Origin of the sequence: Rhodococcus sp. USK10 (genome assembly GCF_019378875.1) — a bacterium.
Classification (GTDB): domain Bacteria; phylum Actinomycetota; class Actinomycetes; order Mycobacteriales; family Mycobacteriaceae; genus Rhodococcus_F; species Rhodococcus_F pseudokoreensis.
Map to the genome: position 1 here is coordinate 3464050 of NZ_CP076048.1, position 23500 is coordinate 3487549.

General features: G+C 61.6%; 18 protein-coding genes and 1 pseudogene. 8 read left to right on the forward strand and 11 right to left on the reverse strand.

Going from position 1 to position 23500, the window contains the following annotated elements; all coding sequences use genetic code 11:
- Positions 1 to 31: 31 nt before the first annotated feature.
- The 4 genes from I1A62_RS22925 to I1A62_RS22940 all read right to left on the reverse strand — a co-directional run bounded on the left by I1A62_RS22925 (position 32) and on the right by I1A62_RS22940 (position 2837).
- Complete coding sequence (locus I1A62_RS22925) at positions 32 to 808, reverse strand: enoyl-CoA hydratase/isomerase family protein (RefSeq protein WP_124394099.1); 777 nt, start codon at positions 806 to 808, stop codon at positions 32 to 34.
- A gap of 16 nt (positions 809 to 824) precedes the next feature.
- The gene (locus I1A62_RS22930) at positions 825 to 1604 is read right to left on the reverse strand and encodes an enoyl-CoA hydratase-related protein (RefSeq protein ID WP_257890872.1); all 780 of its coding nucleotides are present in this window, start codon (positions 1602 to 1604) and stop codon (positions 825 to 827) included.
- Between the two features lie 77 nt (positions 1605 to 1681).
- Entirely contained in the window at positions 1682 to 2164 is a 483-nt protein-coding gene (locus I1A62_RS22935) for a nuclear transport factor 2 family protein (protein WP_124394097.1), read from the reverse strand.
- 163 nt (positions 2165 to 2327) lie between these two features.
- On the reverse strand, positions 2328 to 2837 hold the full coding sequence (locus I1A62_RS22940; RefSeq protein WP_124394096.1) for a nuclear transport factor 2 family protein: 510 nt from the start codon (positions 2835 to 2837) through the stop codon (positions 2328 to 2330).
- Positions 2838 to 3214: 377 nt separating this feature from the next.
- Between I1A62_RS22940 and I1A62_RS22945 the strand changes: the two genes are divergently transcribed.
- The 3 genes from I1A62_RS22945 to I1A62_RS22955 are packed head-to-tail and all read left to right on the forward strand — an operon-like array spanning position 3215 to position 7766.
- Positions 3215 to 4039 carry a mycofactocin-coupled SDR family oxidoreductase gene (locus I1A62_RS22945; protein WP_124394095.1) on the forward strand — a complete coding sequence of 275 codons (825 nt, stop codon included), beginning with the start codon at positions 3215 to 3217 and terminating at the stop codon, positions 4037 to 4039.
- Between the two features lie 35 nt (positions 4040 to 4074).
- Positions 4075 to 4587 carry a flavin reductase family protein gene (locus tag I1A62_RS22950; RefSeq protein WP_374710804.1) on the forward strand — a complete coding sequence of 171 codons (513 nt, stop codon included), beginning with the start codon at positions 4075 to 4077 and terminating at the stop codon, positions 4585 to 4587.
- A complete protein-coding gene (locus I1A62_RS22955) occupies positions 4584 to 7766 on the forward strand; it encodes a carboxyl transferase domain-containing protein (protein WP_124394093.1) in 3183 nt (1060 codons plus the stop codon). Before I1A62_RS22950 ends, I1A62_RS22955 begins: the two co-directional genes overlap by 4 nt.
- Before the next feature lie 643 nt (positions 7767 to 8409).
- Here the strand turns inward: I1A62_RS22955 and I1A62_RS22960 are convergent.
- Entirely contained in the window at positions 8410 to 10371 is a 1962-nt protein-coding gene (locus I1A62_RS22960; protein WP_225858291.1) for an NAD(P)/FAD-dependent oxidoreductase, read from the reverse strand.
- A 293-nt stretch (positions 10372 to 10664) separates the two neighbouring features.
- On the opposite strand from I1A62_RS22960, the gene I1A62_RS22965 reads away from it, so the two are divergent.
- The 5 genes and pseudogenes from I1A62_RS22965 to I1A62_RS22985 all read left to right on the forward strand — a co-directional run bounded on the left by I1A62_RS22965 (position 10665) and on the right by I1A62_RS22985 (position 16045).
- Positions 10665 to 11990 carry an MFS transporter gene (locus I1A62_RS22965; RefSeq protein WP_124394092.1) on the forward strand — a complete coding sequence of 442 codons (1326 nt, stop codon included), beginning with the start codon at positions 10665 to 10667 and terminating at the stop codon, positions 11988 to 11990.
- A gap of 46 nt (positions 11991 to 12036) precedes the next feature.
- Positions 12037 to 12564: a nuclear transport factor 2 family protein gene (locus tag I1A62_RS22970; protein ID WP_124394091.1), complete on the forward strand. Its 528-nt coding sequence runs from the start codon at positions 12037 to 12039 to the stop codon at positions 12562 to 12564.
- 133 nt (positions 12565 to 12697) lie between these two features.
- A pseudogene (locus I1A62_RS22975) lies at positions 12698 to 13330 on the forward strand (enoyl-CoA hydratase/isomerase family protein); the annotation flags it as partial.
- Complete coding sequence (locus I1A62_RS22980) at positions 13327 to 14103, forward strand: enoyl-CoA hydratase (RefSeq protein WP_219460002.1); 777 nt, start codon at positions 13327 to 13329, stop codon at positions 14101 to 14103. The pseudogene I1A62_RS22975 and the gene I1A62_RS22980, both read left to right, overlap by 4 nt.
- A gap of 748 nt (positions 14104 to 14851) precedes the next feature.
- A complete protein-coding gene (locus I1A62_RS22985) occupies positions 14852 to 16045 on the forward strand; it encodes a flavin reductase (protein WP_219460004.1) in 1194 nt (397 codons plus the stop codon).
- Positions 16046 to 16272: 227 nt separating this feature from the next.
- Here the strand turns inward: I1A62_RS22985 and I1A62_RS22990 are convergent, their stop codons facing one another.
- The 6 genes from I1A62_RS22990 to I1A62_RS23015 all read right to left on the reverse strand — a co-directional run bounded on the left by I1A62_RS22990 (position 16273) and on the right by I1A62_RS23015 (position 23281).
- Positions 16273 to 17628 (reverse strand): MFS transporter, encoded by a 1356-nt coding sequence (locus I1A62_RS22990; protein WP_219460006.1) that lies wholly within the window; start codon positions 17626 to 17628, stop codon positions 16273 to 16275.
- Between the two features lie 273 nt (positions 17629 to 17901).
- On the reverse strand, positions 17902 to 18714 hold the full coding sequence (locus tag I1A62_RS22995; RefSeq protein ID WP_219460009.1) for an SDR family NAD(P)-dependent oxidoreductase: 813 nt from the start codon (positions 18712 to 18714) through the stop codon (positions 17902 to 17904).
- 81 nt (positions 18715 to 18795) lie between these two features.
- Positions 18796 to 20253: an aldehyde dehydrogenase family protein gene (locus I1A62_RS23000; protein WP_219460010.1), complete on the reverse strand. Its 1458-nt coding sequence runs from the start codon at positions 20251 to 20253 to the stop codon at positions 18796 to 18798.
- A 105-nt stretch (positions 20254 to 20358) separates the two neighbouring features.
- Positions 20359 to 20961, reverse strand: a complete 603-nt coding sequence (locus tag I1A62_RS23005; protein WP_124396167.1) for a nuclear transport factor 2 family protein — start codon at positions 20959 to 20961, stop codon at positions 20359 to 20361.
- Between the two features lie 927 nt (positions 20962 to 21888).
- Positions 21889 to 22068: a hypothetical protein gene (locus I1A62_RS23010; RefSeq protein ID WP_219460016.1), complete on the reverse strand. Its 180-nt coding sequence runs from the start codon at positions 22066 to 22068 to the stop codon at positions 21889 to 21891.
- A gap of 412 nt (positions 22069 to 22480) precedes the next feature.
- Entirely contained in the window at positions 22481 to 23281 is an 801-nt protein-coding gene (locus I1A62_RS23015) for a FadR/GntR family transcriptional regulator (protein ID WP_124396169.1), read from the reverse strand.
- Positions 23282 to 23500 lie beyond the last annotated feature (219 nt).

The following is a 23500-nucleotide window of genomic DNA, read 5'->3' on the forward strand; positions in this document are numbered from 1 at the left end:
TCCCGACCCAGCTCACGTCACGTACCTACGGTCAGCGACCAGTCCATTGGGCTGCGCGCTTCTCGGCGAACGCTGCCCTGCCTTCGAGCCTGTCGGCGCTGTTTGCGTATGCCTCGATCGGCTCGTATCGGGTTGCCAGCGCGACGTCGAGCGGCCATCCCGCCCGTGACAGCACAGCGTCCTTCGCTGCTTGAACGGCGAGTGGCGACGCCGAGGCGATTCGCTCTGCCCACGATGTCGCAGTCTCGAGCAGTTTCTCGAGCGGGACGACCTCGTTGACGAGTCCATACCGCTCGGCTTGCTGTGCATCGATGCGCTCGCCGGTGAGAATCAAGGCCATTGCGATGTGATGCGGCAGCTGCCGAATCGCACGATGCATGATGCCCGCCTCGCCGATGATGCCCACTTTGGTCTCGGGAATGCCGAACTGGGCGTTGTCCGCTGCGACGATGATGTCGGCACACATGGCGAGTTCGAAACCGCCGCCGATCGCATAGCCCTGAACGGCCGCGACGAGAGGCTTGCGCAGCGTCAGCATGGGTCCACCGACGCCGGTGAGTCCACCACCGAGTGCCATCCGGCGGCCATCACCTTCAGTCCCTCCGCTGACGTTGGCGCCGGCACAGAATGCCTTCTCCCCCGTCGCACCGAGCACGGCGACCCAGATGTCCGGATTCGAGTTGATTTCGGTCCATGCCTCGAACAACGCCGAATCCATTTCGGGATCGATGGAGTTCAGCGCTTTGGGGCGATCGAGTGTCACTCGTGCGACGTGATTGTCCAGCTCGAACAAGATTCCGCTGCTCACGGTAAGTCCTTCCTCATTATTTCTCTGCCATAGGTTGATCGGTCAGTTCCACGGGTTCGCGGTAGGCGGCGATAGCGCCCTTCAGGCCCACCTCGGCCACGAACCTGCGGACCTCGGCCACCGACGGCGACAGATGGAGCAGGGCATCCATTTCCGCGCCGCCCTGGGCCGCGGTGCGCACGCCCATTGCTTCCATACTCCTGTTGATGGACAGCTTCTTGATCCGCAGAATGTCCGACGGCGTGCGTGCGATGCGAGCGGCAAGCGCTTCGACTTCACCGATCAGGTCTTGCTCGTCCACGGCGTGATTGGCCCAGCCCCACTCGACCGCGGTAGTGCCGTCGATCGAGTTACCGGGCACGAATGCCAGTTCTTTGGCGCGCTTGGGGCCGACCAGCGGGGCCCACAGTGGGGCAATGTACCCACCACCGAGCGGGATTGCCGGTTCACCGATCTTCGCGTTGCGTGCCACGAAGGTGATATCAGTGAATACGCACAGCTGAGTTGCTCCCGCGATGCAGTAGCCGTGTACGGCGGCGATCACCGGTTTCGGATGATCCCAGATCGCGAGGAATCGGTTGACGTTGCGAGCCAGTCGCTCTCGGTCAGCCACGGGATCCGGATCCGCCACCACTTTGCCGACCTGGCCGATGTCGTAGCCGGCCGAGAAGCCCTTGCCGGCGCCGCGGATTCCGATGACCGGACCTCCGGAGGTTGCCAGCGCGGCCAACGCCGCACTGAACTCGTCCAGCAGCTCGTTCGACAGAGAGTTGGCCTTGTCCGGTCGGTTCAGCACGATCCAGCTGATGGGGCCCCGATGCTCGATCCGCAGGTTGTCGAACCGAGCGTCCGGTTTGGTCTCGGTGACAGCTGTCATGCCCGTCCGATCGGAATCTGCTTCTTGACGTGGAAGTCGACGACACCGGACGCACGCAGTTCCCGCCGGGCGAAACGCCAGCCGTGCTCGTCGTCGTACACGAAGTCATCGTGGTACTGGCCGAAGAAGTAGCCGTCGGCCTTGCCTTCCTTGGTGTACTGATGCCATGCGTAGAGGACCGAACGGACCTTGGCCGAGGTCAGATCCTCGGAGAAGTCGACGACAACGTTCGAGACGTGGTGACTGGTGGCCGTGAAGAAGGTGCCGATTCCGTCAAGTGTCTCGCGGTAGGCAGCGCGTCCTTCGGCGCCGAAGTCGGGACCGTAGGCGACGTAGCAATCCTCCGTGAAGAGCTCGGCGAGCTGGTCAGGAAGGTTCATGTCCAGATTGTGGGCGTAGTCGAACAGAACCCGTTCGATCTTTCCCTTTTCGACGAGCTCGGTGAGCTCGCGGGTGGACACCTCGCGGGTGGCAGTCATGAGGATCTCCTTCGAGTTACGATTTTGCGACCGGTTCGATCCGGCGCACTGGGTTTTCCAGTTTGATCTTGTCAACGTCGTTCGTGGATTCACGGAGACGTCGGAATTGGTTGCGGGTGACTCCCGCGGTCGACAACGCCCCGGGTTCGGCGCGTGGCAAGGGTCAGGCGTTGACGGGATAGTCGGACGCCGTGGCGTCGGCGCCGGGCCAGCGGACCGGCAACTCCGCGGTCAACGACGTTGCAACGTCGCCCCAAGGGCCCACGTGAACGGTGCGCATGTTGCGGGAAGCGAATCGCCAGCGGCCATCGACTCGAACGTACTCGTCTTCGTAGCGCACGGCGCCGAACACGGTCGTGCCGCCCGTCGCGATCTCCAGGTGGGCGCCGACGATACCCGTTGCGTGATCGTCGTCGACGAAATCGACGAGTACGTAGTTCGGCGTGTGGATCGTGGTACCGAATGCCGTTCGCGCTTGCCGGATCATGTCGGCGATCCCGTTTCCGCCGGTTGCACCGGGGAAACCTCCAGCGGAGAAGGTGCCCTCGGGCGCGAAGGCGTCGGCGATGGTGTCGAAGTCGTCGAAGTCTGACGCCAAGAAGTATCGAACCGCCAGGTCTTGAATCTCGGCTCGGTCTTCGAGCCGTCGCACCCTGGCCTCGATGTCGGTCATGTCTACTCCCTCGGGGCGAGCTCGTTGTGCGCATCCGTAGTCGTCGGTACGGCGCCACGATCAACGTCAGCGTAGATCGTAGTTCCGATCATTGTGCGCCGCGCCATAGATGTCAACCTCCAACGTCGTGCACACAGGGCTGAAATCTACACGGCTGTGGATTACATCAACGACACAGTTGACAGAATGGGCGCGTGAAGGCAGGCTTCCGAGAGAGCGATGCACGTCACAGTTCGGTGTGGTAGCGACACGACCAGCTGTGTCACATGTCGACGGCTGTCCGCCGTGGGCGGAATCGCCAGACACACAGAATTTCGGGCTGGGCACCATGTCTCTTCGATGCCCAGCCCAGGTCCATTTCGAGAGGGAGATTTCCTATGAGCGGCACGCTAGAAGGCAAGGTTGCATTCATCACCGGTGCGGCCCGCGGGCAGGGGCGCAGCCACGCGATACGGCTCGCTGAAGAGGGCGCTGACATCATTGCCGTCGATATCTGCCGCTCGATCGAGACTGTGCCGTATTCACTGGCGACGGAGGACGATCTTGCCGAGACAGTCGCGCTTGTGGAGAAACTCGATCGCCGAATCGTTGCCCGAACAGCTGACGTGCGCGACAAGAAGGCGCTGTCGGCCGCACTCGAGGCCGGCGCCACTGAACTCGGCGGAGTCGACATCGTCGTGGCCAATGCAGGCATCGCGCCGCAGCAAGCGCACGAACGAGATCGTGACGCAGTCTTCGCCGACGTGATCGGCGTCAATCTGGTCGGAGTGTTCAATACCGTCGAGGTCGCGCGGGAGCGCATGATCGCGCAGGGACGCGGTGGATCGATCGTGATGACGAGTTCGACGGCCGGAATCAAAGCTGTGGGGGGAAGCTCCGGTGCGGGCATCGGCTACACAGCGAGCAAACACGGGGTAGTCGGTCTGATGCGCCAGTACGCCGTGCTGCTGGCCGAGCACAACATTCGAGTCAACTCGGTACACCCGACCGGGGTGAGCACACCGATGGTGGTGGGAAACACCGCGTTGGCGGGGGCATTGGCAGATCCGACCAACATGGGTAACTCGATCAGCAACTTGCTGCCGATCGACATCCTCGAACCCGAGGAGATCAGCAATGCTGTGGCCTGGCTCGTATCCGATGAATCCAGATACGTAACCGGCGTGATGCTTCCTGTCGACGCAGGATTGACGATCAAATGATCGGCACCCAGAACCCGGGAGTCGTCGAGGGATCGGTGGTCGTCGACGACGATCGGGTTATCGACCCACGACTGTTCCGCAACATTTTGGGTCATTTCCCCACAGGGGTGGTAGCGGTAACAGCAATCGACGCCGACGGTCGACCGGTCGGCATGGCGGTGGGATCGTTCACCTCTGTCTCGCTGGAACCTCCCCTCGTGGCCTTCCTCCCCGACAAGTCGTCGACGACCTTCCCCAAGATTCTTGCGGCGCAGAGATTCTGCGCGAACGTGCTCGGGGATGATCAACAGCACGTGTGCCGAAGTTTGTCCCGAAAAGGCGACGACAAGTTCGCAGATGTCGATTGGACACCGGCACCGTCGGGAATGCCTCGCATTCTGGGTTCCTTGGCGTGGATCGACTGTGAGATCGACGCCGTGCACCACGCCGGCGACCACTACATCGTCGTGGGACGGGTCCATCATCTCGAACTCGACACACCCGAGTCTCCCCTTATCTTCTTCCAAGGCGGTTACGGCGGCTTCGCCGCCACCGACACCTCCGCATGACGGGGTTGCTGATCGCCAATCGCGGCGAGGTTGCGCTCCGAATCATGCGCACCGCGGCCGCACGAGGTCTGCGCACCGTCGCCGTGTACAGCGAGGACGAGCCCGATTCTCCGCATGTGACGCGAGCCGACGAGTCGATTCCGCTCCCTGGGGTCGGACCGTCTGCGTATCTGAACGTGGCGAACATCTGCGAAGCGGCGTCGTCGGCCCAGGCAGCGATCGTGCACCCCGGGTACGGGTTCCTCAGCGAAAGTGCGGAGCTGGCCGAAGCATGCGGCGCGGCCGGGCTGACGTTCGTGGGCCCGGATGGTCCAACTCTGCGCCTTCTCGGGGACAAGTCCACCACCCGAGCGCTGGCCACCCGATGCTCTGTTCCGGTGCTGCCCGCCACACCTGGTCCGACTACCAAGACAGCGGCTCGCAACTTCGCCGAGTCGCTCGGAACGACCGCGGTCATAGTCAAGGCCGCCGCCGGTGGCGGCGGGCGCGGCATGCGCATAGTGGACGATCTCGAGAAACTTGATCAAGCCATCGACAGGTGCCGTTCAGAAGCCGAACGTAGCTTCGGCATTCCCGATGTCTACGTCGAGGCATATCTCCCCCGTGCGCGCCATATCGAAGTTCAGGTGGCCGGCGACGGTGGGAAGTTCCCCATACACCTGTTCGACCGCGACTGCACTGGACAGCGTCGCCATCAGAAGATGGTCGAGATCGCGCCGGCACAGTTCTTGCCCGACACAACGCGCGAGGCATTGTTCACCGCTGCGTTGTCACTCGCCTCCGCAGTATCACTGCGAGGCTTGGCGACGTTCGAATTCCTGGTGGACGCCGATGACCTCGACCAGTGGTATTTCATCGAGGCCAACCCCCGATTGCAAGTCGAGCACGGTATCACCGAGCAGATTACCGGCCTGGATCTAGTGAGTCTCCAGATCGACCTTGCGCAGCACCGGGCTCTCTCGGACCTGAACCTCTCCCCCGATGTCCTCGGTACTCCCCGCGGTGTTGCAATCGAGGCGAGGATCACCGGAGGACCCAGACCGGACGGTTCGGACCGACTGAATGAAGTGCGGTTTCCTACCGGACAGCACCTTCGAGTCGAGTCCCATATGCAGACCGGAATGCGGGTCGGCACCGGTTACGATCCCTTGCTCGCGAAGGTGATAGTTCACCGGGACGACGGTGACTTCACCACTGCCGCTTCAGAGTTGAATACATCCCTCGGCGAGGTTCGTCTCGATGACCTCGACACCGATATCTCCACACTCCAATGGTTCCTCGGCAGCGACGCGTTTCGCTGCGGTCGAACCACGACTCGGACGATCGACGACCACCTGGTGAGGGCTGAACCGGCAAGCGAGGCGGTGTCGGATGAGGCATCGATCGACGTCCGGACTCCACTGACGGGTACCGTCGTCGCGCTGTCGGTGAAAGCAGGTTCCACCGTCGAGCGCGGCGACGTCCTGGTCACCGTCGAAGCGATGAAGATGGAAACCGACGTACGCTCGCCAGTTACCGGTTCCGTCATCGCAGTCGACGTGGAGATCGGGCAGTCGGTCTCAGCCCGAACACTGCTCGCCGTCATTGAACCGGACAGGCATCAGCCCGAGGAAGCGTCTGTGATCGACCAGATCGACCTCACCGCCACGCGATCCGACCTCGACGACATCTTGGCTCGACATCGACGAACCCTCGACGACGCCCGCGCGGGTGCCGTCGAACGTCGCCATGAGCGAGGCAAGCGCACCGCGAGGGAGAACCTGCAGGATCTGTTCGATCCCGAACCGTTCCACGAGTACGGATCACTCGTGGTCGCAGCACAGCGTCGCCGTAAATCACTTGCTGAACTCGAAGGCTCCACACCTGCAGACGGTCTCGTCTCCGGCTTCGGAACTGTCGACGGTCATCCGACTGCAGCATTGGCATACGACTACACCGTGCTGGCTGGGACGCAAGGCCTCCAGAGCCACAAGAAGGCCGAGCGTATGTTCGATCTCGCCGGCAGGCGAGGAACCCCTGTCGTCGTGTTCGCCGAGGGTGGCGGCGGCAGGCCAGGCGACACTGACGACATGTCTCGCGCAACACGGATGGATCTGGGAACGTTCGTTGCACTCGGCCGCCTCAACGGGGTAGTGCCGACGGTCGGAATCGCGTCAGGACGATGCTTCGCAGGCAACGCGGCCCTGGTCGGCGCCTGTGATCTCGTCATCGCCACACAAGACTCGACAATCGGCCTCGGCGGTCCGGCGATGATCGAGGGGGGTGGTCTCGGATCCTTCGGTGCAGACGAGATCGGGCCCGTATCAGTTCAGGGCCCCAATGGTGTCATCGACGTGCTCGTCGATGACGAGGCCGAAGCAGTGGACGTCGCACGACGCTACTTGGGCTATTTTCGTGGGTCTACGACCACATGGAGCGCACCCGATCAGCGGCAGCTGCGGCACGTCGTGCCCGAACGTCGCAGCCGCCCCTTCGATATGCGCACCGTCGTCGACACGATCGCAGACGAAGACTCTGTGCTGGAGCTTCGCCGCGAATTTGCACCGGGAATCATCACTGCGCTGGTACGGATCGAAGGCCAGCCCGCTGGCGTGGTTGCCAACGACGGAAGCCGTGCCGGTGGGACCATCGGAAGCGCCGAAGCAGACAAGATGGCGCGCTTCCTGCAGCTCTGCGAGGCCTACGCGATACCGATCGTGTCGCTCTGCGACACGGCGGGCTTCCTCGTCGGACCCGACGCGGAACAAACGGCATCGGTCCGGCACGTCAGCCGCCTGTTCGTCATCGCACCATCCCTCACGGTGCCGTTCTGCACCGTGATCGTGCGTAAGGCGTACGGACTCGGAGGCCAGGCGATGGCCGGAGGCAGTTTTCGTGTTCCCGACGCAATCGTGGCATGGCCGACCGGTGAACTCGGTGCGATGGGCCCGGAAGGCGCCGTGAAGCTCGGTTTCCGCCGCGAGCTCGACGCGATCGAGGACGACGACGAACGGGACCAGGCCTACCGAGCTCACCTCGAGCAGTACGAAAAGCAAGGTAAGGCGATCAATGCTGCGTCGGTTTTCGAGATCGACGACGTCATCGATCCGGTAACGACGAGGTCTTGGATCGTCTCGGTGATCAGCACGCCGCGGCCGGACCGCCCGTCCAGCGTGCGCCGGCGAATCGATACGTGGTAGCAGCGCCTCAGGGGTGTTTCAGAAGTCGGCGGTGCGGAACCACTGGTTGATGGCGGCGGTGCGGATCGTGGCGGTGTAGCGAACCGCGCGGTCTGTCTGGTTCTACTCCAGTTGGTTGATGCGGCACTCGACTGCACGGCTCTGCTCGTAGTGCTCGACGTCGAACGCTGGTGGCCGCCAACCGGACGAGCCCTCCTCCTTCCGGTCGGCCTTGGTCGGCCTTGGTCGGGATGGTGGCGCAGATCCCACGTGTGCGCAGGTAGGTGCGGTTCGCGGCGCTGCTGCAAGCCTTGTCCGCGAGAACGCGGTCCGGTCGATTCCGGGGCCGCCCATGAGCGTGCACGCTGATCGCTTCGACAGCCGTGGTGATCTGCGGACTGTCACCACGTTGACCTGCGGACCGATGATCGACAATGGTTTGCGGGACGTCCCGGCCCCGTACCGGGCCGGGACGTCCCGCCACAGTGTCCCGCCCGGCCCGGCACCGCTTCGCTGGGCTCGGGGTCATTCAACAGTTGCGACACTCCACTTGATCGACAACCCACATCCGAACGACTTTCGAAACACGTCCAAGACTAGGTCCTTCCACGACGAACAATGCCCCGGCGCTGTGTGCGGCGCCGGGGCATTGTTCGTCGGTCAATCAGCGTGCGGTGTAGTTCTCCAGGTCGGGGCGCTGGGTCATCTGCCAGTATTCGACGTTCAAGAACGGCATTACGAATACCACCCTCCCCTTTGAGTTGCGGTAATAGGTCGACATTCCGCGGTGGGTCCAGACCGTACGAGCATGCGTCGAGTCGACGAGCTCGTTGTACTGACGGTTCGCCTCGGGTGTCGCGTCGAGGGCTTTGATTCCGTTGCGGAACATCTCGGTGAGAAGACCTCGGATGTACCGCATCTGTACCTCCATGAAGAACATGAAGCTACCGCTGCCGGGGAACGAGTTCGGCCCACCCAGCATGAAGAAGTTTGGAAAGTCGGGTACGGACACACCCAAATATGCCTTGGGGTCGTCATCGTTCCAGGCCTCGCGAAGCGAGAGTCCACCGACTCCGCGCACATCCATCGAGCTGACGAACCGTGCGGCCTCGAAGCCGGTCGCCCACACGATCACATCGACGTCGGTTTGTGTGCCCTGATCGTCGACCAATCCCTCCGCCCGTACACCCGCGACGGACCTGTCGATCAAGTCGACGTTGTCCTTCCGAAGGGTCGAGTACCAGCCGTTGTCGAGCAGAATGCGCTTTCCGAACGGGGGGTAGTCCGGCATGACCTTGTCGAGCAGGTCTTCCCGGTCACCGACCTGTGCGGTGATGTACCGGGTGAAGTACTCCCGGTGCGCGTCGTTGCGGGCGTTCACCGAACGCTCGGGGTGATCCCATTCCGGATCGACTCGCAACGATTCGATGACCTTGTCGCCGAACTGCCAGAACAGTCGAATCCAGTACCAGCTGTGATAGATCGGGCACGTCTGCATGAGCCGCCGCAGCTCCATGGGGATGGGCATCCTGAACTTCTCGAACGGAGCCACCCACTGGGGCGAACGCTGGAAGATCGTCAATTGCGCTACCTGATCGGCAATCGCCGGGGCAATCTGCATCGAGCTCGCACCCGTTCCGACGATCGCGACGCGCTTGCCGTCGAGTTCGAGGTTCTCCGGCCAGTCGGCGGAATGGAAGCTGATCCCCTCGAACTGGTCCATGCCAGGAAGGGTGGGCTTCTTCGGTCGATTCAACACGCCCACGGCGCTGATCACCACATCGGACCGCAAGGTCGAGGAAGAACCGTCAGGGTTTCGCACCTCGACAGTCCACTGACCTGCCGATTCGTCGTAGGTCGCCGATCGCACCTCGGTTCCGTACCGCACACGTTCTCCCGCGCCCAGGTCCTTCAGGACCCGAGCAAAGTAACCCTGCAGCTCGTTGCGGAGCTCGAAATGCGTAGTCCAGTCATTCTTGGCGAACGAGAACGAGTACAGGTGACTGGGCGTGTCGACGCCGGCGCCGGGGTAAGTATTCTGCCACCAGTTCCCGCCTGCCTCGGGCTGCTTCTCCAGGATGACGTAGTTCAGCCCCATCTCTTCGAGCTGCTGAGCGGCGGCGATGCCGGCGACGCCCGTGCCGATGACGATGACCGAGAAGCCTTCGGGGGCGTCGATCGGATCGAGGGCAAGATGCGGCGACTCCGGCGCGGCCCGGCGAGCCAGCTCGAGCGAGAGCATCGGTCCGTACTCCGCACCGACGGGTTCACCCATGCACACGCTCATCATGCGTACGGTGAGTTCGGGGGACGGTGCCTCGATGGCCGGTCGGGCGCCGTTCTGCAGGTCGAGTATGGCGGAGACAGCAGCTTCGCGAATCTCGTTCTGCACCGCCTCGTCGAGACCGCCGGAGTCGTGATCGCCGAGCCCCTTACCTCGGGTCGGTCGATACGGTTCCTCGAGCCACTTCTCGTCCCCAGTGGTTTGGAATACGACCATCAGCAGCGAGGGAATGTTTGCGCGGCCAATTGCCGTTCGGACCTCGGCTTCGGTCAGCCTGTCTGGATTGAAGCCCACCTCGGTTGCGCCGTCCGGGCCCGTGAACTCACCTTGCACTGTCTTCATTCGAGTACCTCTCGTGTCGATGTGGCTACCGGAGGCAAGCGCTCCTCGCCCAGATCACTCTCACCCTTCAACGCGCGCGTTGACGAGTCGCTCCCTCATCGTGGCAGGAGGCACCTAAATTTGTCAACGTCGAAGTTGATTTTTGGCGCCTCGTCCACGTACGCGTTGACATTCGGGGCCGACGAAGGCAACATTCACGTTGACGTTGATGTGGCTCGAGTCACATCAACCAGTCTTCCCTGCTGCATCCACCTCGCCGGATGGGTGGAGCACATCCTGAAACGGACGAATCCATGTCGAACACCACGAGTTCAACCCCAGGTACCGAACTGGTGCTGGATGTCAGCAAGTCACGAAAAGCACTGGTAGCAGGCTCTCTTGGAAATCTCGTCGAATGGTACGAGTTTGCTATCTACGCTTACATGGCTCCGATCATCGCACCGTTGTTCTTTCCCTCCGAGAACCCGACGGCCTCTATTCTCTCGACGTTCCTGCTCTTCGCTCTGGCGTTCTTCCTCCGCCCCATCGGTGCACTCATCTTCGGGCGGATGACCGACCGAATCGGGCGCAAGCCGGTCTTGGCGCTCATCATCGCCCTGATGTCCGTTGCGACGACCTGCATCGGCTTCCTACCTACGCACGAAGCAATCGGGGTGCTCGCACCATTGCTTCTGACGCTGTGCCGAATCGCTCAAGGAATCTCGGCGGGCGGTGAAATGGGTGGTGCAGTATCACTGATGGTCGAGTCCGCGCCTGCGAACAAGCGCGGCGTATACGGATCCTGGTCTTTCGTGGGAACGACGCTGGGCTTCGTTCTCGGTGGTGGAGTTGCCACACTGCTCGCGGTCCTCCTCTCGGAGGATGCAATGGCTTCCTGGGGCTGGCGGATCGGATTTCTGCTGGCAGCCCCCATGGGGATCGTTGTGTTGTACCTGCGATTGAAGGTCGACGAGACGCCGCACTTCAAGCAGGTCAAGGTCGAGGCCGAGACCGGGGAACTCGTCTCCACCACAAGTGCAGGACGCCGTCCGCTGACATACCTGCTGACCACCCTGGGCGTGGTCGTGGTCTACAACGCAGTCGGAAACACGTTCATGGTCGGCATGCCCACGTTTCTGTCCACCAGCTACAACATGTCGTTCGAGCGCTCGTACTTCCTGGCGCTCGTGACTGGACTAATTGCGGGACTGACGATGCCTCTGTTCGGCGCCGTGTCCGACCGAATCGGCCGACGACCCGTACTGCTGTTCGGCTCCATTGCCGTGGTTGTGCTGTCCTACCCGCTGTACTACATGCTCAAGTTGGGATTCGGTGGAGGCCTGGTGGCGCTCATCATCGCAGGGATTCTGATCGGCGTCGTGGGAGGACCCATGCCGGCGTTCTTGTCCGAGCGTTTCCGCACTCGTAATCGTGCAACCGGGGTCTCGGTGACGTATGCACTGTCCGTGGCGATCTTCGGCGGTACTGCACCGTACATCATCACATGGTTGGCCTCTACGACTGGCGATCCCCTCTCTGCCGCCTACTACACCCTCGGTTGTGCAGCCATCAGTACCGTTGCTTTGCTGACTATTCGAGGAACGCAGCGAAATCAACACCGTGAAGAACTCGAACTGTGACACGTTCGTCGATCGAACTCGCCCAACGATTGCAGACAGGTTGGGCATGAACGAGGACCTGAAGAATCTGCTGGACAAGCAGGCCATCACAGATGTTATCCACCGTTACTGCCGCGGAGTCGATCGGTGTGACGTCGAGATCCTCAAATCGGTGTATCACTCAGACTCCTACGACGATCATGGCTATTGGAAAGGAAACGGACAGGAGTTCGCCACCTTCGTGGCCGGTCGGCTTACGGAGTCGAACTCGGCGACAACCCACTCCGTCACCAACACACTCATCGACCTACTCGACCACGAGACTGCGCGCGCAGAGAGCCAGGTCATGGTGACGCTGATTCGAAAAGGGGACGGACCACCGACCGTCGACCTGATGGGCGCGCGCTACCTGGACGTGTTCACACGCAACCAAGACGTCTGGCGGATCGCTGAGAGAACGGTAGTGCTGGACTGGCACAAGTGCGAGCAGTGGGAGGAGTCCAATCCACCCATGGCGCTCGACGGCTTCAAACGGGGAGCCCGCAGCAACGACCCCCTCTACAACTTCCTCGGCTTGACAGAATCGAGCCGATAGTGCGGGCGGTACTGTGCGAATCACACGGCTCTCCAAAAGATCTCGAGATCGCAGACGTGCCCCGTCCCTCCCTAGGTGACACAGACATTCGCATAGACGTCCGCGCTGCAGGCATCAACTCTCCCGACACCTTGACGCCGGGGGCACATTCCTGCTGGCGCGTGCCCCCGGTGAGCTGGGCACGCACATCGCGCTCACCACGGCACGGCTGAGTGCCGGGGATGCGATCGCGTGCGGGTTCGCCGACCATTTCATCCCGTCGGAGAAGATCGAGCAGTTCGTGCAAAAGTTGACGGACACGTCGGTGGAGGAGGCGTTGGCGGAGTTCACCGAACCGGCCCCCGAGTCGGATCTGCTGGCGCAGCAGGGCTGGATCGACGCCGCATACTCGGCGGACAGTGTTGCCGAGATCGTGGCCCGGCTGCAGGCCAGCGGGGTGCCGGAGGCGACGAAGGCGGCTGAGCAGGTGCTGTCGAAGTCGCCGACCGCGTGCGCGGTCACCCTACGGTCGCTGCGCCGGGCAAGGGTCGCGGGCAGCCTCGAGGAGGTCCTCAACGAGGAGTTCCGGGTGTCCGTGGCGTGCCTGGGCTCGGCCGATCTGGTCGAGGGGATCCGGGCGCAGGTCGTCGACAAGGACCGCAACCCACACTGGTCACCCGCGACGATCGACGAGGTGACCGACGCCGCCGTCGCCACATTCTTCGCACCCCTCGGCGACCTCGAACTCGGCCTCACGGCCCCTACGACAATCGGAGATCAGCAGTGACCGACTACGACACCATCCTCCTCGACCGCAAGGGCCGGGTCGGAATCATCACCCTCAACCGCCCGAAAGCGCTGAACGCGTTGAACTCCCAACTGCTGCGCGAACTCGTCACGGCAATCGAGGAACTCGACACCGACAGCGACATCGGCGCCATCCTCATCACCGGCTCCGACCGGGCGTTCGCCGCCGGCGCCGACATCAAGGAGATGCAGACCAAGTCGTACATGGACGTCTACCTCGACGACTTCTTCTCCATCGGCGACCGCATCGCCGCCGCCCGTAAACCCATCGTTGCCGCAGTGGCGGGATACGCCCTCGGCGGCGGGTGCGAACTGGCAATGATGTGCGACATCCTGCTCGCCGCCGACACCGCCAAGTTCGGTCAGCCCGAGATCAAACTCGGCGTCATCCCCGGCATCGGTGGCTCACAGCGCCTCACGCGCGCCGTCGGCAAGGCCAAGGCGATGGAACTGTGCCTGACGGGCCGGAACATGGACGCCGAGGAGGCCGAACGAGCCGGACTCGTCGCCCGCATCATCCCGGCCGCCGACCTGTTCGACGAGGCGCTGGACACGGCCACCACCGTCGCCGAGATGTCGCTGCCCATCGCGATGATGGCGAAGGAAGCGGTCAACCGCGCCTTCGAAACCACCCTCACCGAAGGACTCCGCTTCGAACGACGCGTGTTCCACTCGACCTTCGCCACCGAAGACCAGAAGGAAGGCATGGCCGCGTTCGTCGAAAAGCGGTCACCGGAGTTCACCCACCGGTAGTCCCCCAGCCCGACCCGAACACCCCGCACCGAGCATCCGGTGCGGGGTATTCGGGTGTGGCGGTGCCGAGATCGGAGGTATGGCAACGCGCTCAGGCACTGCCTTTCCATCGATCGGTTATCGCTGCTCGACCACAACTCGCCAGTCCGCTGTCGACAGACATGAAGTCAACGAGGTCACGCCTCGAGTGATCACGGTTTATACGAGCGCGTGAGCAGAGGCGCGGCGATAGCACCTCGTAGTAGCCCTGGTCGAGTGCGACGTCGACCACGTCCGGGACCGGGTGCAGCATCGGGCCGCGGCGCACTGGACCGTCACAAGGTCTTGCCTGGTCCGGATCGCCGCCGCAAGGTCGGCGAACGGACAACCCGGACTCCGCCGAACTACCGAGCGTTCCATCAACGATTTACACTTATGTAGATGCGTTGGCCGTTCAAACACGCCTCACCGCATCCTCCAGAGCGGACATCTCAGCACTTCACAGGGCATCCACCGACCCGAGAACACCACCCCAATTTTCAACACACCCGTAGATATAATTCAACGTTAGAGTTGACGCGCCTCGCGATCAGTGCGACCATCTCTGAAGAGCGACGCACGTCACATGCGCAGTTCCACCTCTGGCGGACCGAGGTGATCGGGCGGCGCTCGGAGTTCGGTGAAGGCACCGCTCAAACGGTCCGAGCCGTACCAGCGATCACCAAGGACGAACAGGCACCTACGCCCTGACGCCGAGAAGGATGACCCGATGACACTCACCGAGACCAGCACAGTGATCGACCCGGGGCATTTTCGCACCGTGCTCGGCCACTTCCCGACCGGCGTCGTGGCTATTACCTCGACCGATTCGGCAGGACTACCGGTCGGGATGGCCGTCGGCTCCTTCACGTCGGTCTCGCTCGATCCAGCGTTGGTTGCCTTCCTTCCGGACAAGAGCAGCAGTACCTTCCCAAAGATTCGCGAAAGTGGCCGTTTCTGCGTGAACGTGCTCGGCGCCGGCCAGCAGGACATCTGCCGAAGTCTGGCACTGAAGGGTTCTGACAAGTTCGCGTCGATCGACTGGACACCGACACAGCACGGCAATCCGCGCATCCACGACTCCATCGCGTGGATCGACTGCGTGATCGATACCATCCACGAGGCCGGCGATCATTTCGTTGTCATAGGTCGTGTCGCATCACTCGAGGTCGATGATGCGACCTCACCGCTCATCTTCTTCCAGGGCGGCTACGGCTGCTTCTCGTCGACATCGCTCACCGCCCCCGGCGAGGCTGACCTGTTACGCCCCCTCAGTATCGTCGATCAGGCACGTCCCGAGATGGAAGCCGTCGCCCGCGAGCTGGGTGTCGAATGCTGCGCCTCCGTCGCGATCAGGGACCAATTGGTCCTGGTAGGGAGCAGCATGGCAAGCACTCTCCCGACGTCCCCACACATCCGTCTCGGTCAACGGATGCCCTTCGTACCGCCGCTCGCACTGCCACTGATGGCATGGGCCGAAGGACGCGAATTCGACAAGTGGATCGGACGCGGCGGGCAGGCGCTCGATCGAGACCTACTCGTGCAAGCAACCTCCCGCGTCCGTGACCGCGGCTGGTCGCTCGTGCTTCGCAGCGATGCTCAGGTGCGATTCGAAGGGGCGGTTGCCCGGCTTCCGCTGACCGGCGCTACGGGCGATCTGGCAGGGGATGTCACCGCAGCCGCCCGCGCGCTCAGCCTCGAAGGATATGAACCGGCCGAGATCGACCCTGCTGCCACATACGATGTCCGAATCATCAGTGCACCGATATTCGGTGCATACGCTCAGCCGGAGCTCCTATTGAGCCTCTATCAGCTTCCCAGTCAATTGTCGGGCGCGGAGGTCGAACGGTACCGAGATCGTTTGCTGACCGCTGCCGAGACTGTCACCACCAAGCTGGGCGGAAGTAAGCCCCCCACCGCGTGATCCGAATCCGCCGAAGGACGCGGCGCCGCCGATGGATCGCCGCGCCAGACACTCGCCGACCGACACTGACCGCCCGACCGGCCAACACGATGTGTCGGCCAGTCGGGCGGCAATGGCACGGACTTCGTAGCAGTCAACGCCGGATCAGGCGCCCGGTGGCGGATCCCTGACGAGGCATCCACGAGGACGCACTGCCTGTTACGACTTCGCCACCGGTGGCGGGCCGTCTATTCGGTCAGCGCCGTCGTTCGAACCGTCGAACTCTGCCCGGCGGAATGCCGCGTGTCCGAGGTACGGCTCTCGTTGAGGCCGCGAGTCTCGGGCAGAAGGGCGGTGAAAACCACAAACGCGGTGAGGACCACTCCACCGAGGTAAAAGGCAGGCGCGATCGCACTTCCGGAGGCAGCCACGAGCGCGGTCGCCACAAGGGGTGCAAGTCCACCCACGACACCGGAGCCGATACTGTAGCCAACCCCGGACGCTGCGTATCTAACCCGCGCCGGGAAGAGTTCAACGCAGAGCACCGCGAACGGTGCGTGCGCTGCACCGATTGCGACACCCAGGACGCACTGCCCGATCAGAATCCCGGCCACGCTGCCGTGTGACAACACGACAAACACCGGAACGACGATAACTACCTGCGCCAGCAAAGAGCCGATGAAGACCGGCTTCCTACCCACTCTGTCTGCGGCGATTCCGAAAAGTACTGTTGCTATAGCAGTTACGCCGATCGCGATCGTGTTGGTAGCGAGCGCTGCGCTCCTCGATACGCCGACCGTTGTGGTGAGGTAGGTCGCCATGTACGTCAATAGGATGTACCCGCACGTGGCATTCGTCGCCGCACCAATGAAAATCAACAGCAGCGCCCTCTTATGAGACCGGAACGCTTCCCGAACAGGGCGGCTTTCGAGAGCATCAGCGGACTTCAACGCCTCGAACTCCGGTGTATCTCGAATCCTCAAGCGAAGATAAAGACCGATGAGCCCCAATGGTGCCGCCAGCAGGAAGGGCACCCGCCAGGCCCACGCATCCACCGCTGCTTGCCCAAATACCGCGTTCAAGCCGGAAACAACGCCTACCGCGGCCATGGCCCCCAACCAAGCTCCTGTGGGGGTGAGACTCGCGTGGAAAGACCTTCGACGTTGATCGCCGAACTCGACCATGTAGACAACGGAACCGGACCATTCACCGCCGGCGGCAAAGGCTTGTACGCAACGTGCTAGCACGATAAGTACGGTCGCCCATAGCCCAATGGCTTCGACGGTCGGGAGCGAACCGATTACCACCGTTGCCAAACTCATGAGCATGACCGAAGCAGACAATGCGGAACGCCGGCCCACCCTGTCACCGACAAGGCCGAACACGAAACCGCCGAGCGGCCGAAACAGAAATGCCAGCGCAAAGGTGGCGAACAGCGTGATTACGGATACAGTCGAGTTCTCCGAGGGAAAGAACCGAGGTGCAAGGATCGCCGCCAATGCCCCATAGGACACGAAGTCGAACCATTCAATGAAGTTGCCAATGGCGCCGGCAGCGATCGCCCGCTTGTTGTCAGGAGGGGTTGTTTTCTTTGTCGTATCCATTTAAGGCCATCCTTTATCCATGAATTAGGCTTTGTTAATGGCGAATTCGGAGAGCATCACGGCGGCAATCGTGACGAGGCATCCACCAATTCTCGTCACGGATGGCCACCCGTCGTGGACGGGCACCGACGCGAACTCCGTGATACCGACACGATTTCTCGGTTCCAGGAGAGCCGCTCCGATGGGCAACGCCATGCCGTCTCCGTCAAGTGAAGGTGGGCGGTCAGTCCCGTTGGCCGCCTCGGGCATGCTGCGAATCAATCGCCTGCCTCGTCAACGCGCAACCATGCCGCCGTCAACCGGTATGACCGCTCCGGTGACAAAGCTCGAGTCGTCACACGCGAGGAATGCAGCGACCCCGGCGATCTCCTCGGGACGGGCGGGTCGACCCAACGGAATGCTGGATACGAAATTTCGCTGCACGTCGTCTAGCGGAACACCCGGAACCTGCGCATGAAACTCACTGAGCATCGGTGTATCCACCGCTCCCGGGCAGATGACGTTTGCTCGGACCGAATCCTTCGCCGAGAATAATGCGACGGATTTTGCGAATGAGATGAGTGAGCTCTTCACCATTGAGTAAAGCGGACTGAACGGCGAACCCACTAATGCGGATGTGGAGGCGGTGAAAACAATCGAACCCTTACCTTCAGCCTTCTTCAGAAGATCGTAGGCCGAAGAGTAGCCGTAGAAAGCGCTTTTCATGTTGAGAGCGACAGCCTTGTCGAACTCCGCCTCTGGAACCTCGTACCCGATTGGGGATGGGCCGCCGACCTGATTGTGCAAGACATGCAGTCTCCCATGCTCTTTGCCGACACCATCGAACATGCGGCGCATGTCCCCTTCTTTGGTTGCATCTACTTCGACTGCCTGACTTGCTCCGCCGCCGGCGAGAATGGCCTCATGCGTCAATCGCGCAGCATCGAGGTCACGATCGGCAACGACTACATGCGCGCCCTCGGCAGCAAAGCGGAGGGCGATGGCCCTTCCCATCCCCGAACCTGCGCCAACCACTGCGGCGATTCGCCCCTCGAGACGTCGACCATAGGATTGCCTCACGTCGTCCTTCGTAGACACTGTAGTCATGGTTCCCCTTCTTACGGTTGGATATGGTGCGTCGGTGACGCAGCCAAAATGAATTTAGTGTGGTTTATAAACACAATTGGGTCACGAATTTGGCCACTGGATATGTTTGACCTGGAAGAACTGATCAAACCCGCTGTCACCCAGTTCCCTGCCTGTTCCACTGCGCCCGAGCCCACCCCAAGGTGCGTCGGGGCGCATGCCGGAGCCATTGTTGATCGTGACAGTTCCGACACGCAGTTTCCGCGCAAGAACCATCGCATCCTCCTGCCGGCCTGTGATGTTCGCATTCAGGCCGTATGCACTCGTGTTCGCGATACGGATGGCTTCCTCGACCGAGTCGTACGGGAGGACGACAGCGACAGGTGCAAACAACTCGAGGTCACAGATTGGATCGTCGACACGCACATCGGTCAACAGGACCGGTGACATGAAATTCCCCGGCATATCGATGCCGAGATCGTCCGCCCCGAATGCGATCTTTGCCCCACGCTCAACCGCTTCGGCGACGCTACGACGTACAAATTGCAGGTGATCTGCGGAGATCAGCGGGCCTATTGTGATGTCAGGATCGGATGGATCGCCGACCTCGAGTGATGCGAGATACTCGACTGCTGCATCCACGAACGACGACATCTCCTCACGCTTGACAAGAATCCGAGTCCAAGCGCCGCATCCCTGTCCTGCGTTCCGGCAGAATCGAAGGACCGATGCTGGGACCGCCGTCGCCAGGTCCACCCCAGGGAGAACGATGTTCGCGGCCTTGCCGCCTAGTTCGAGAACGGTTTCGGTAATGTTCTCCGCCGCCTGTGACATGACCTTCCCGCCAACGGTGTCCGACCCGGTAAAGGTGATGAGATCGACATCCTTGTTGCTTGACAGAGCAATCCCCACGTCCGGTCCGCCGACGATCATGTTGACGACACCGACGGGCAGATCGAGTTGCGAGATGATTTCCATGACACGGATGCTGGTGAGCGCACCACGCGGTGACGGAAGCAGCACGGCCGTGCAGCCGCTCGCGAGCGCACCTCCGAGCTTCCATGCCAGCAGATTGATCGGGTAGTTGTATGCCGTCATCGCGGCAACGACGCCAGCGGGTTCCTTGACAAGGATGCTGGATGAAGGCACCGGGTTCGAGTAGGCCGGAAGCTCCGTCTCGTACGATCCGTAGGGCCCTCTCAATGCAACCTCGGCGTACCAACGCAGGACCTCAATCGGATTGGCTACCTGCATACCGCGCGAGAGCGAAATCGGCGTTCCCACTTCCGAAGTAACGAGCTGAGCCAGTTCTTCCCCGTGTTGTTCCAGAGCCTCTGCGATGTTCAGAAGGATCTTCGATCGCTCAGTTGGACCGCACGAGCGCCAACTCTCGGACTCAAAAGCCATACGCGCAGCCTGCACAGCGTGAGAAACCTGATCTACTGAGCTCCCGGCAAAACGTCCTATGCGTTCCTGGGTCGCTGGATTCACCGACTCCATCGGAGCGCCGCGCCCCAGAATCCATTCGTTATTGATGTAGGTTGATTTGATTGTCGACATTCTCTATCTCTTTCAGGAGAAGGCGCATTGGGCAAATAAGTAATTTGAGCCAACCGAACGGGGATCGTCAAAGAATTCTTTAGCCGACGATTCGAACGTTGCCTGCTATGACATTCTTCCCATCCGAAGCCTTTCAGGATCCGAGCGAAGCGGGCGGTCATAAGACAAATCGAACCGGTCCCGACGTGATGCCGGCGCACGCGTCAGCAATTCAAGCTTCCCGGGGTCGAGCGCGTGTCGAATTGCCGTCAGGGTCGAGGGATCGTTCAGATCGGGCCGATCAATCCCAGTGGCCCAGTCACGCACACACACCCGGTGGGCAATTGCCCACCGACCTGATCGCTTCTCGAACCGGTCAATGTACCTGCCACCGCTCACTCCAAGTGGCGCGCCTTCCCTGTTCATCCCCGCAAACATGTAATAGGTCTCGGAATGAGCCGTGTTTCCGTCCAAATCGCAAACATGATTCAGAATGCAATGCTGGCCAGAGACGTGGGTTTCAATATGCATGCCCAGGCACCAGTCGGCGAACTCCTCGCGGTTCCCGACGAACATTCCGTGATCATCGATGGCGTCGGGGTGATACACGGAGAGCAGAAGCTCCCGGTCCTGACGGTCGACCCCCCGCGCGTAGTTCATGACACAGTCGTGTATGTCTTGGCGATCCTTCAGTTCGCGCACAAGAACTTCCAGCTCTGTTTCTGCCATCCTAAACTTGATTTCCTTCCTATGCATTCCTGCACTTTGCCGGCGAAGCCGTAGATTCCGCGTCTCGCCAGCTGCAAGAAGGGTCGATACGAATAGGTCATTTTGTACGAGTTGGACATTATCGGTGGGGTTTCGGTGTGCGTACGGTCTTCCAATCTCGCTCTTCGCGCCACAAGGCAGGTTCCGAGACAAGTGTCAAGTGGAAACTACTCCGCTCCACGAGATTTCGATCTAGCATCTCCCCGTCCGGCGACCATCGTCCCCGTCGAATGCGCCGGGCGGTAGTGCCACCATCGGGCCTGGATCGACGATCGAAACGTCGGCGAACTCCACAAAGGCGAACCGACCGTGGCTATCATCAACGAATATCTATGCTGGACCGCATATTTCGATATCAGCAAAGTACGGGCATCCGTGCACTCCAATCCGCCTAGCGCAACTTTATGTACCAGTACCATACGATCTATGCGTGTATTTAGAATCCTTGCAGGAAGTGTGACGTACGTCAAGCACTGGCCCAGATCTTGCTGTCTGCGGCCACCTCACCGACACGGGGCAAGGAACCACTCGATACTGCTGAAGATGCGATGTACGCTGCGGTTTCGTCGCGGAAGACCCCATCCGATCACCGATCGCCGACGCCGCCTGTCCGGCAAGCTCAAAGTACGATGAGGTCCGAATTCGCGTTCGCCGCCGGTCAAGCCGCCCCTGGATGTGGTAATAGCCGTTGTCAGGCAATACCTTCGCCTGATGGCGGTCGACGACTACTGGGCGAACGCCGCTGGAGCGGCTTGCTCGGCGAGCACCGCGGAGGGGCGGACCTCAATCCACTTGTGGCACTGACCGGCGAGGACATTCCTACCAGCCGGCTCAGGACGGTGCGGTCCGGGAAGGCGCGGGCGACGTAAGCGCGGTAAGGCTCTTGGTTCAGCCGTTCCTGCGGGGCTGCCAGACCAGAGCACAGGTCGCCTCGAAGGCGTCGAAGGCGTCGAAGGTGTCGAAGGTGTCGAAATCTACCCGGTCCGCATCGAGGTGATCGGCAACTGTTGCACCTTTCCGGGGATGCATCTGCCATCCGACCATGCTTGGCACGAACAGAATTGGCATCTGACCGGTCAGAGATGGGGTGCGGAGCGCAGGTACGCAGAACCTCCGGATCGTCAGTATTTGGACACCACAGGGTCGTCGCGTAGCACGTTCGGATGACTCCATCTTTCACCACCCAGCTGCCCGGTGTCCAAGCGCGGGTTCGGGCAGCCCTGGTGGTGGTGCCTGGTGGGTCTGGTCCGGATTTGAGGTAGCGGGTCAAACTGACACAGAGGTGCATACCCAACTGAGCTCAGGCGGCCGACACATCGATCCCGAATCTTGGAATCGAAAGGCCTGCGGGAGCGCCTCGGGGGACTCGAGTCTTCGCGAAACCGAGGCGACCAGTGGCCTCGCACGCACATCCGTCCAACCGCGTCGATATGGCTGCGATGACGGGCCCGTCCAGGCCGACCAGCCGCGCAAGAAGTCCTCACTCCCAGCTGATTCGGGAAGTCACAAAACCGGGTGCAACACTTCTGACACGGTCGACGTAGAACTCCATATGGGACAACATGAGCTTCTCTGCCTTATCGGCGTCTCCGCGTAGGATCGCTTCACCAATCTCTTTGTGTTCGAGGCAGATGCTCGGCCCGGCGGCCTCTTGCGCGACCCCGTCGTTGACTATGCGGCGCGTATAGAGGTCCTTGAGTGCTGTCGCCACGAGGTCGAGGACCCGGTTCCCCGTCATCGTCGCCAGCACGTAGTGGAATTCGTTGGCGGCGTCGATGTAGCCCGAATCGTGTGAACTGCTGGCCTCTTCAGCGGCGAGCGCGGCTTTCAGACGACGCTCGTCCTCCCCCGAACGGTTCTCTGCTGCCAGACGCGCCACCTTGGGCTCGAGAATGAGCCGGGTCTGAACCAGTTCTTCGATGGTTGCACCCCGAAGGCTGAGATACAACGACAGGGTGCGACCTACCTCTCTCGGATCGACAGCGGTTATCTCCGGACCTCCGCGCGGGCCGAGCCTGAGTTTGATCATTCCGTGCACTTCGAGAAGGCGGAGCGCCTCGCGCACGGATCCTCTTCCGACCTGAAAACGTTCCGCCATGGCCTGCTCGTTCGGCAGCCGGTCGCCGGGGCCTAGCCGGTCTCTGATGATGTCGTCCACCAGTAGGCTGGCTATCCGTTCGGACACCTTTGTTCCCCGGGACAATGGCGCTGTCGACGGTGCGAGCTGCGACAGAGGCGTATGCTCGAGCTTGGCGCTGGTATTTCTGCGGTTATTAGCCATAGTTGACAGGATACCCGTATCTGCCGCCCACAAGCACGGACACGTACAAGATCGGAGGTCATCCGGTAAGGCCTAGTTGCCTGGTTGCCGACGACCCCTTCCTGCCACGCTGGCACGACGACCACGCGATCGAGGTCCAGTCACCTTGGCATAGGTACAGGCATCGGCGCGGCGGCAGGAACCGAACTCGCTGACGAGTCGATCTCCATTCGGCGCTGA

What these genes read in the sequence shown, in the direction of transcription:
- I1A62_RS22985 (WP_219460004.1), top strand. Translation starts at nt 14,852, where the DNA reads ATGACACTCACCGAGACCAGCACAGTGATCGACCCGGGGCATTTTCGC.
- I1A62_RS22945 (WP_124394095.1), top strand. Translation starts at nt 3,215, where the DNA reads ATGAGCGGCACGCTAGAAGGCAAGGTTGCATTCATCACCGGTGCGGCC.
- I1A62_RS22965 (WP_124394092.1), top strand. Translation starts at nt 10,665, where the DNA reads ATGTCGAACACCACGAGTTCAACCCCAGGTACCGAACTGGTGCTGGAT.
- I1A62_RS22935 (WP_124394097.1), bottom strand. Translation starts at nt 2,164, where the DNA reads ATGACTGCCACCCGCGAGGTGTCCACCCGCGAGCTCACCGAGCTCGTC.
- I1A62_RS23000 (WP_219460010.1), bottom strand. Translation starts at nt 20,253, where the DNA reads ATGTCGACAATCAAATCAACCTACATCAATAACGAATGGATTCTGGGG.
- I1A62_RS22940 (WP_124394096.1), bottom strand. Translation starts at nt 2,837, where the DNA reads ATGACCGACATCGAGGCCAGGGTGCGACGGCTCGAAGACCGAGCCGAG.
- I1A62_RS22990 (WP_219460006.1), bottom strand. Translation starts at nt 17,628, where the DNA reads ATGGATACGACAAAGAAAACAACCCCTCCTGACAACAAGCGGGCGATC.
- I1A62_RS23015 (WP_124396169.1), bottom strand. Translation starts at nt 23,281, where the DNA reads ATGGCTAATAACCGCAGAAATACCAGCGCCAAGCTCGAGCATACGCCT.
- I1A62_RS22970 (WP_124394091.1), top strand. Translation starts at nt 12,037, where the DNA reads ATGAACGAGGACCTGAAGAATCTGCTGGACAAGCAGGCCATCACAGAT.
- I1A62_RS22960 (WP_225858291.1), bottom strand. Translation starts at nt 10,371, where the DNA reads ATGAAGACAGTGCAAGGTGAGTTCACGGGCCCGGACGGCGCAACCGAG.
- I1A62_RS23005 (WP_124396167.1), bottom strand. Translation starts at nt 20,961, where the DNA reads ATGGCAGAAACAGAGCTGGAAGTTCTTGTGCGCGAACTGAAGGATCGC.
- I1A62_RS22995 (WP_219460009.1), bottom strand. Translation starts at nt 18,714, where the DNA reads ATGACTACAGTGTCTACGAAGGACGACGTGAGGCAATCCTATGGTCGA.
- I1A62_RS22955 (WP_124394093.1), top strand. Translation starts at nt 4,584, where the DNA reads ATGACGGGGTTGCTGATCGCCAATCGCGGCGAGGTTGCGCTCCGAATC.
- I1A62_RS23010 (WP_219460016.1), bottom strand. Translation starts at nt 22,068, where the DNA reads ATGCCAATTCTGTTCGTGCCAAGCATGGTCGGATGGCAGATGCATCCC.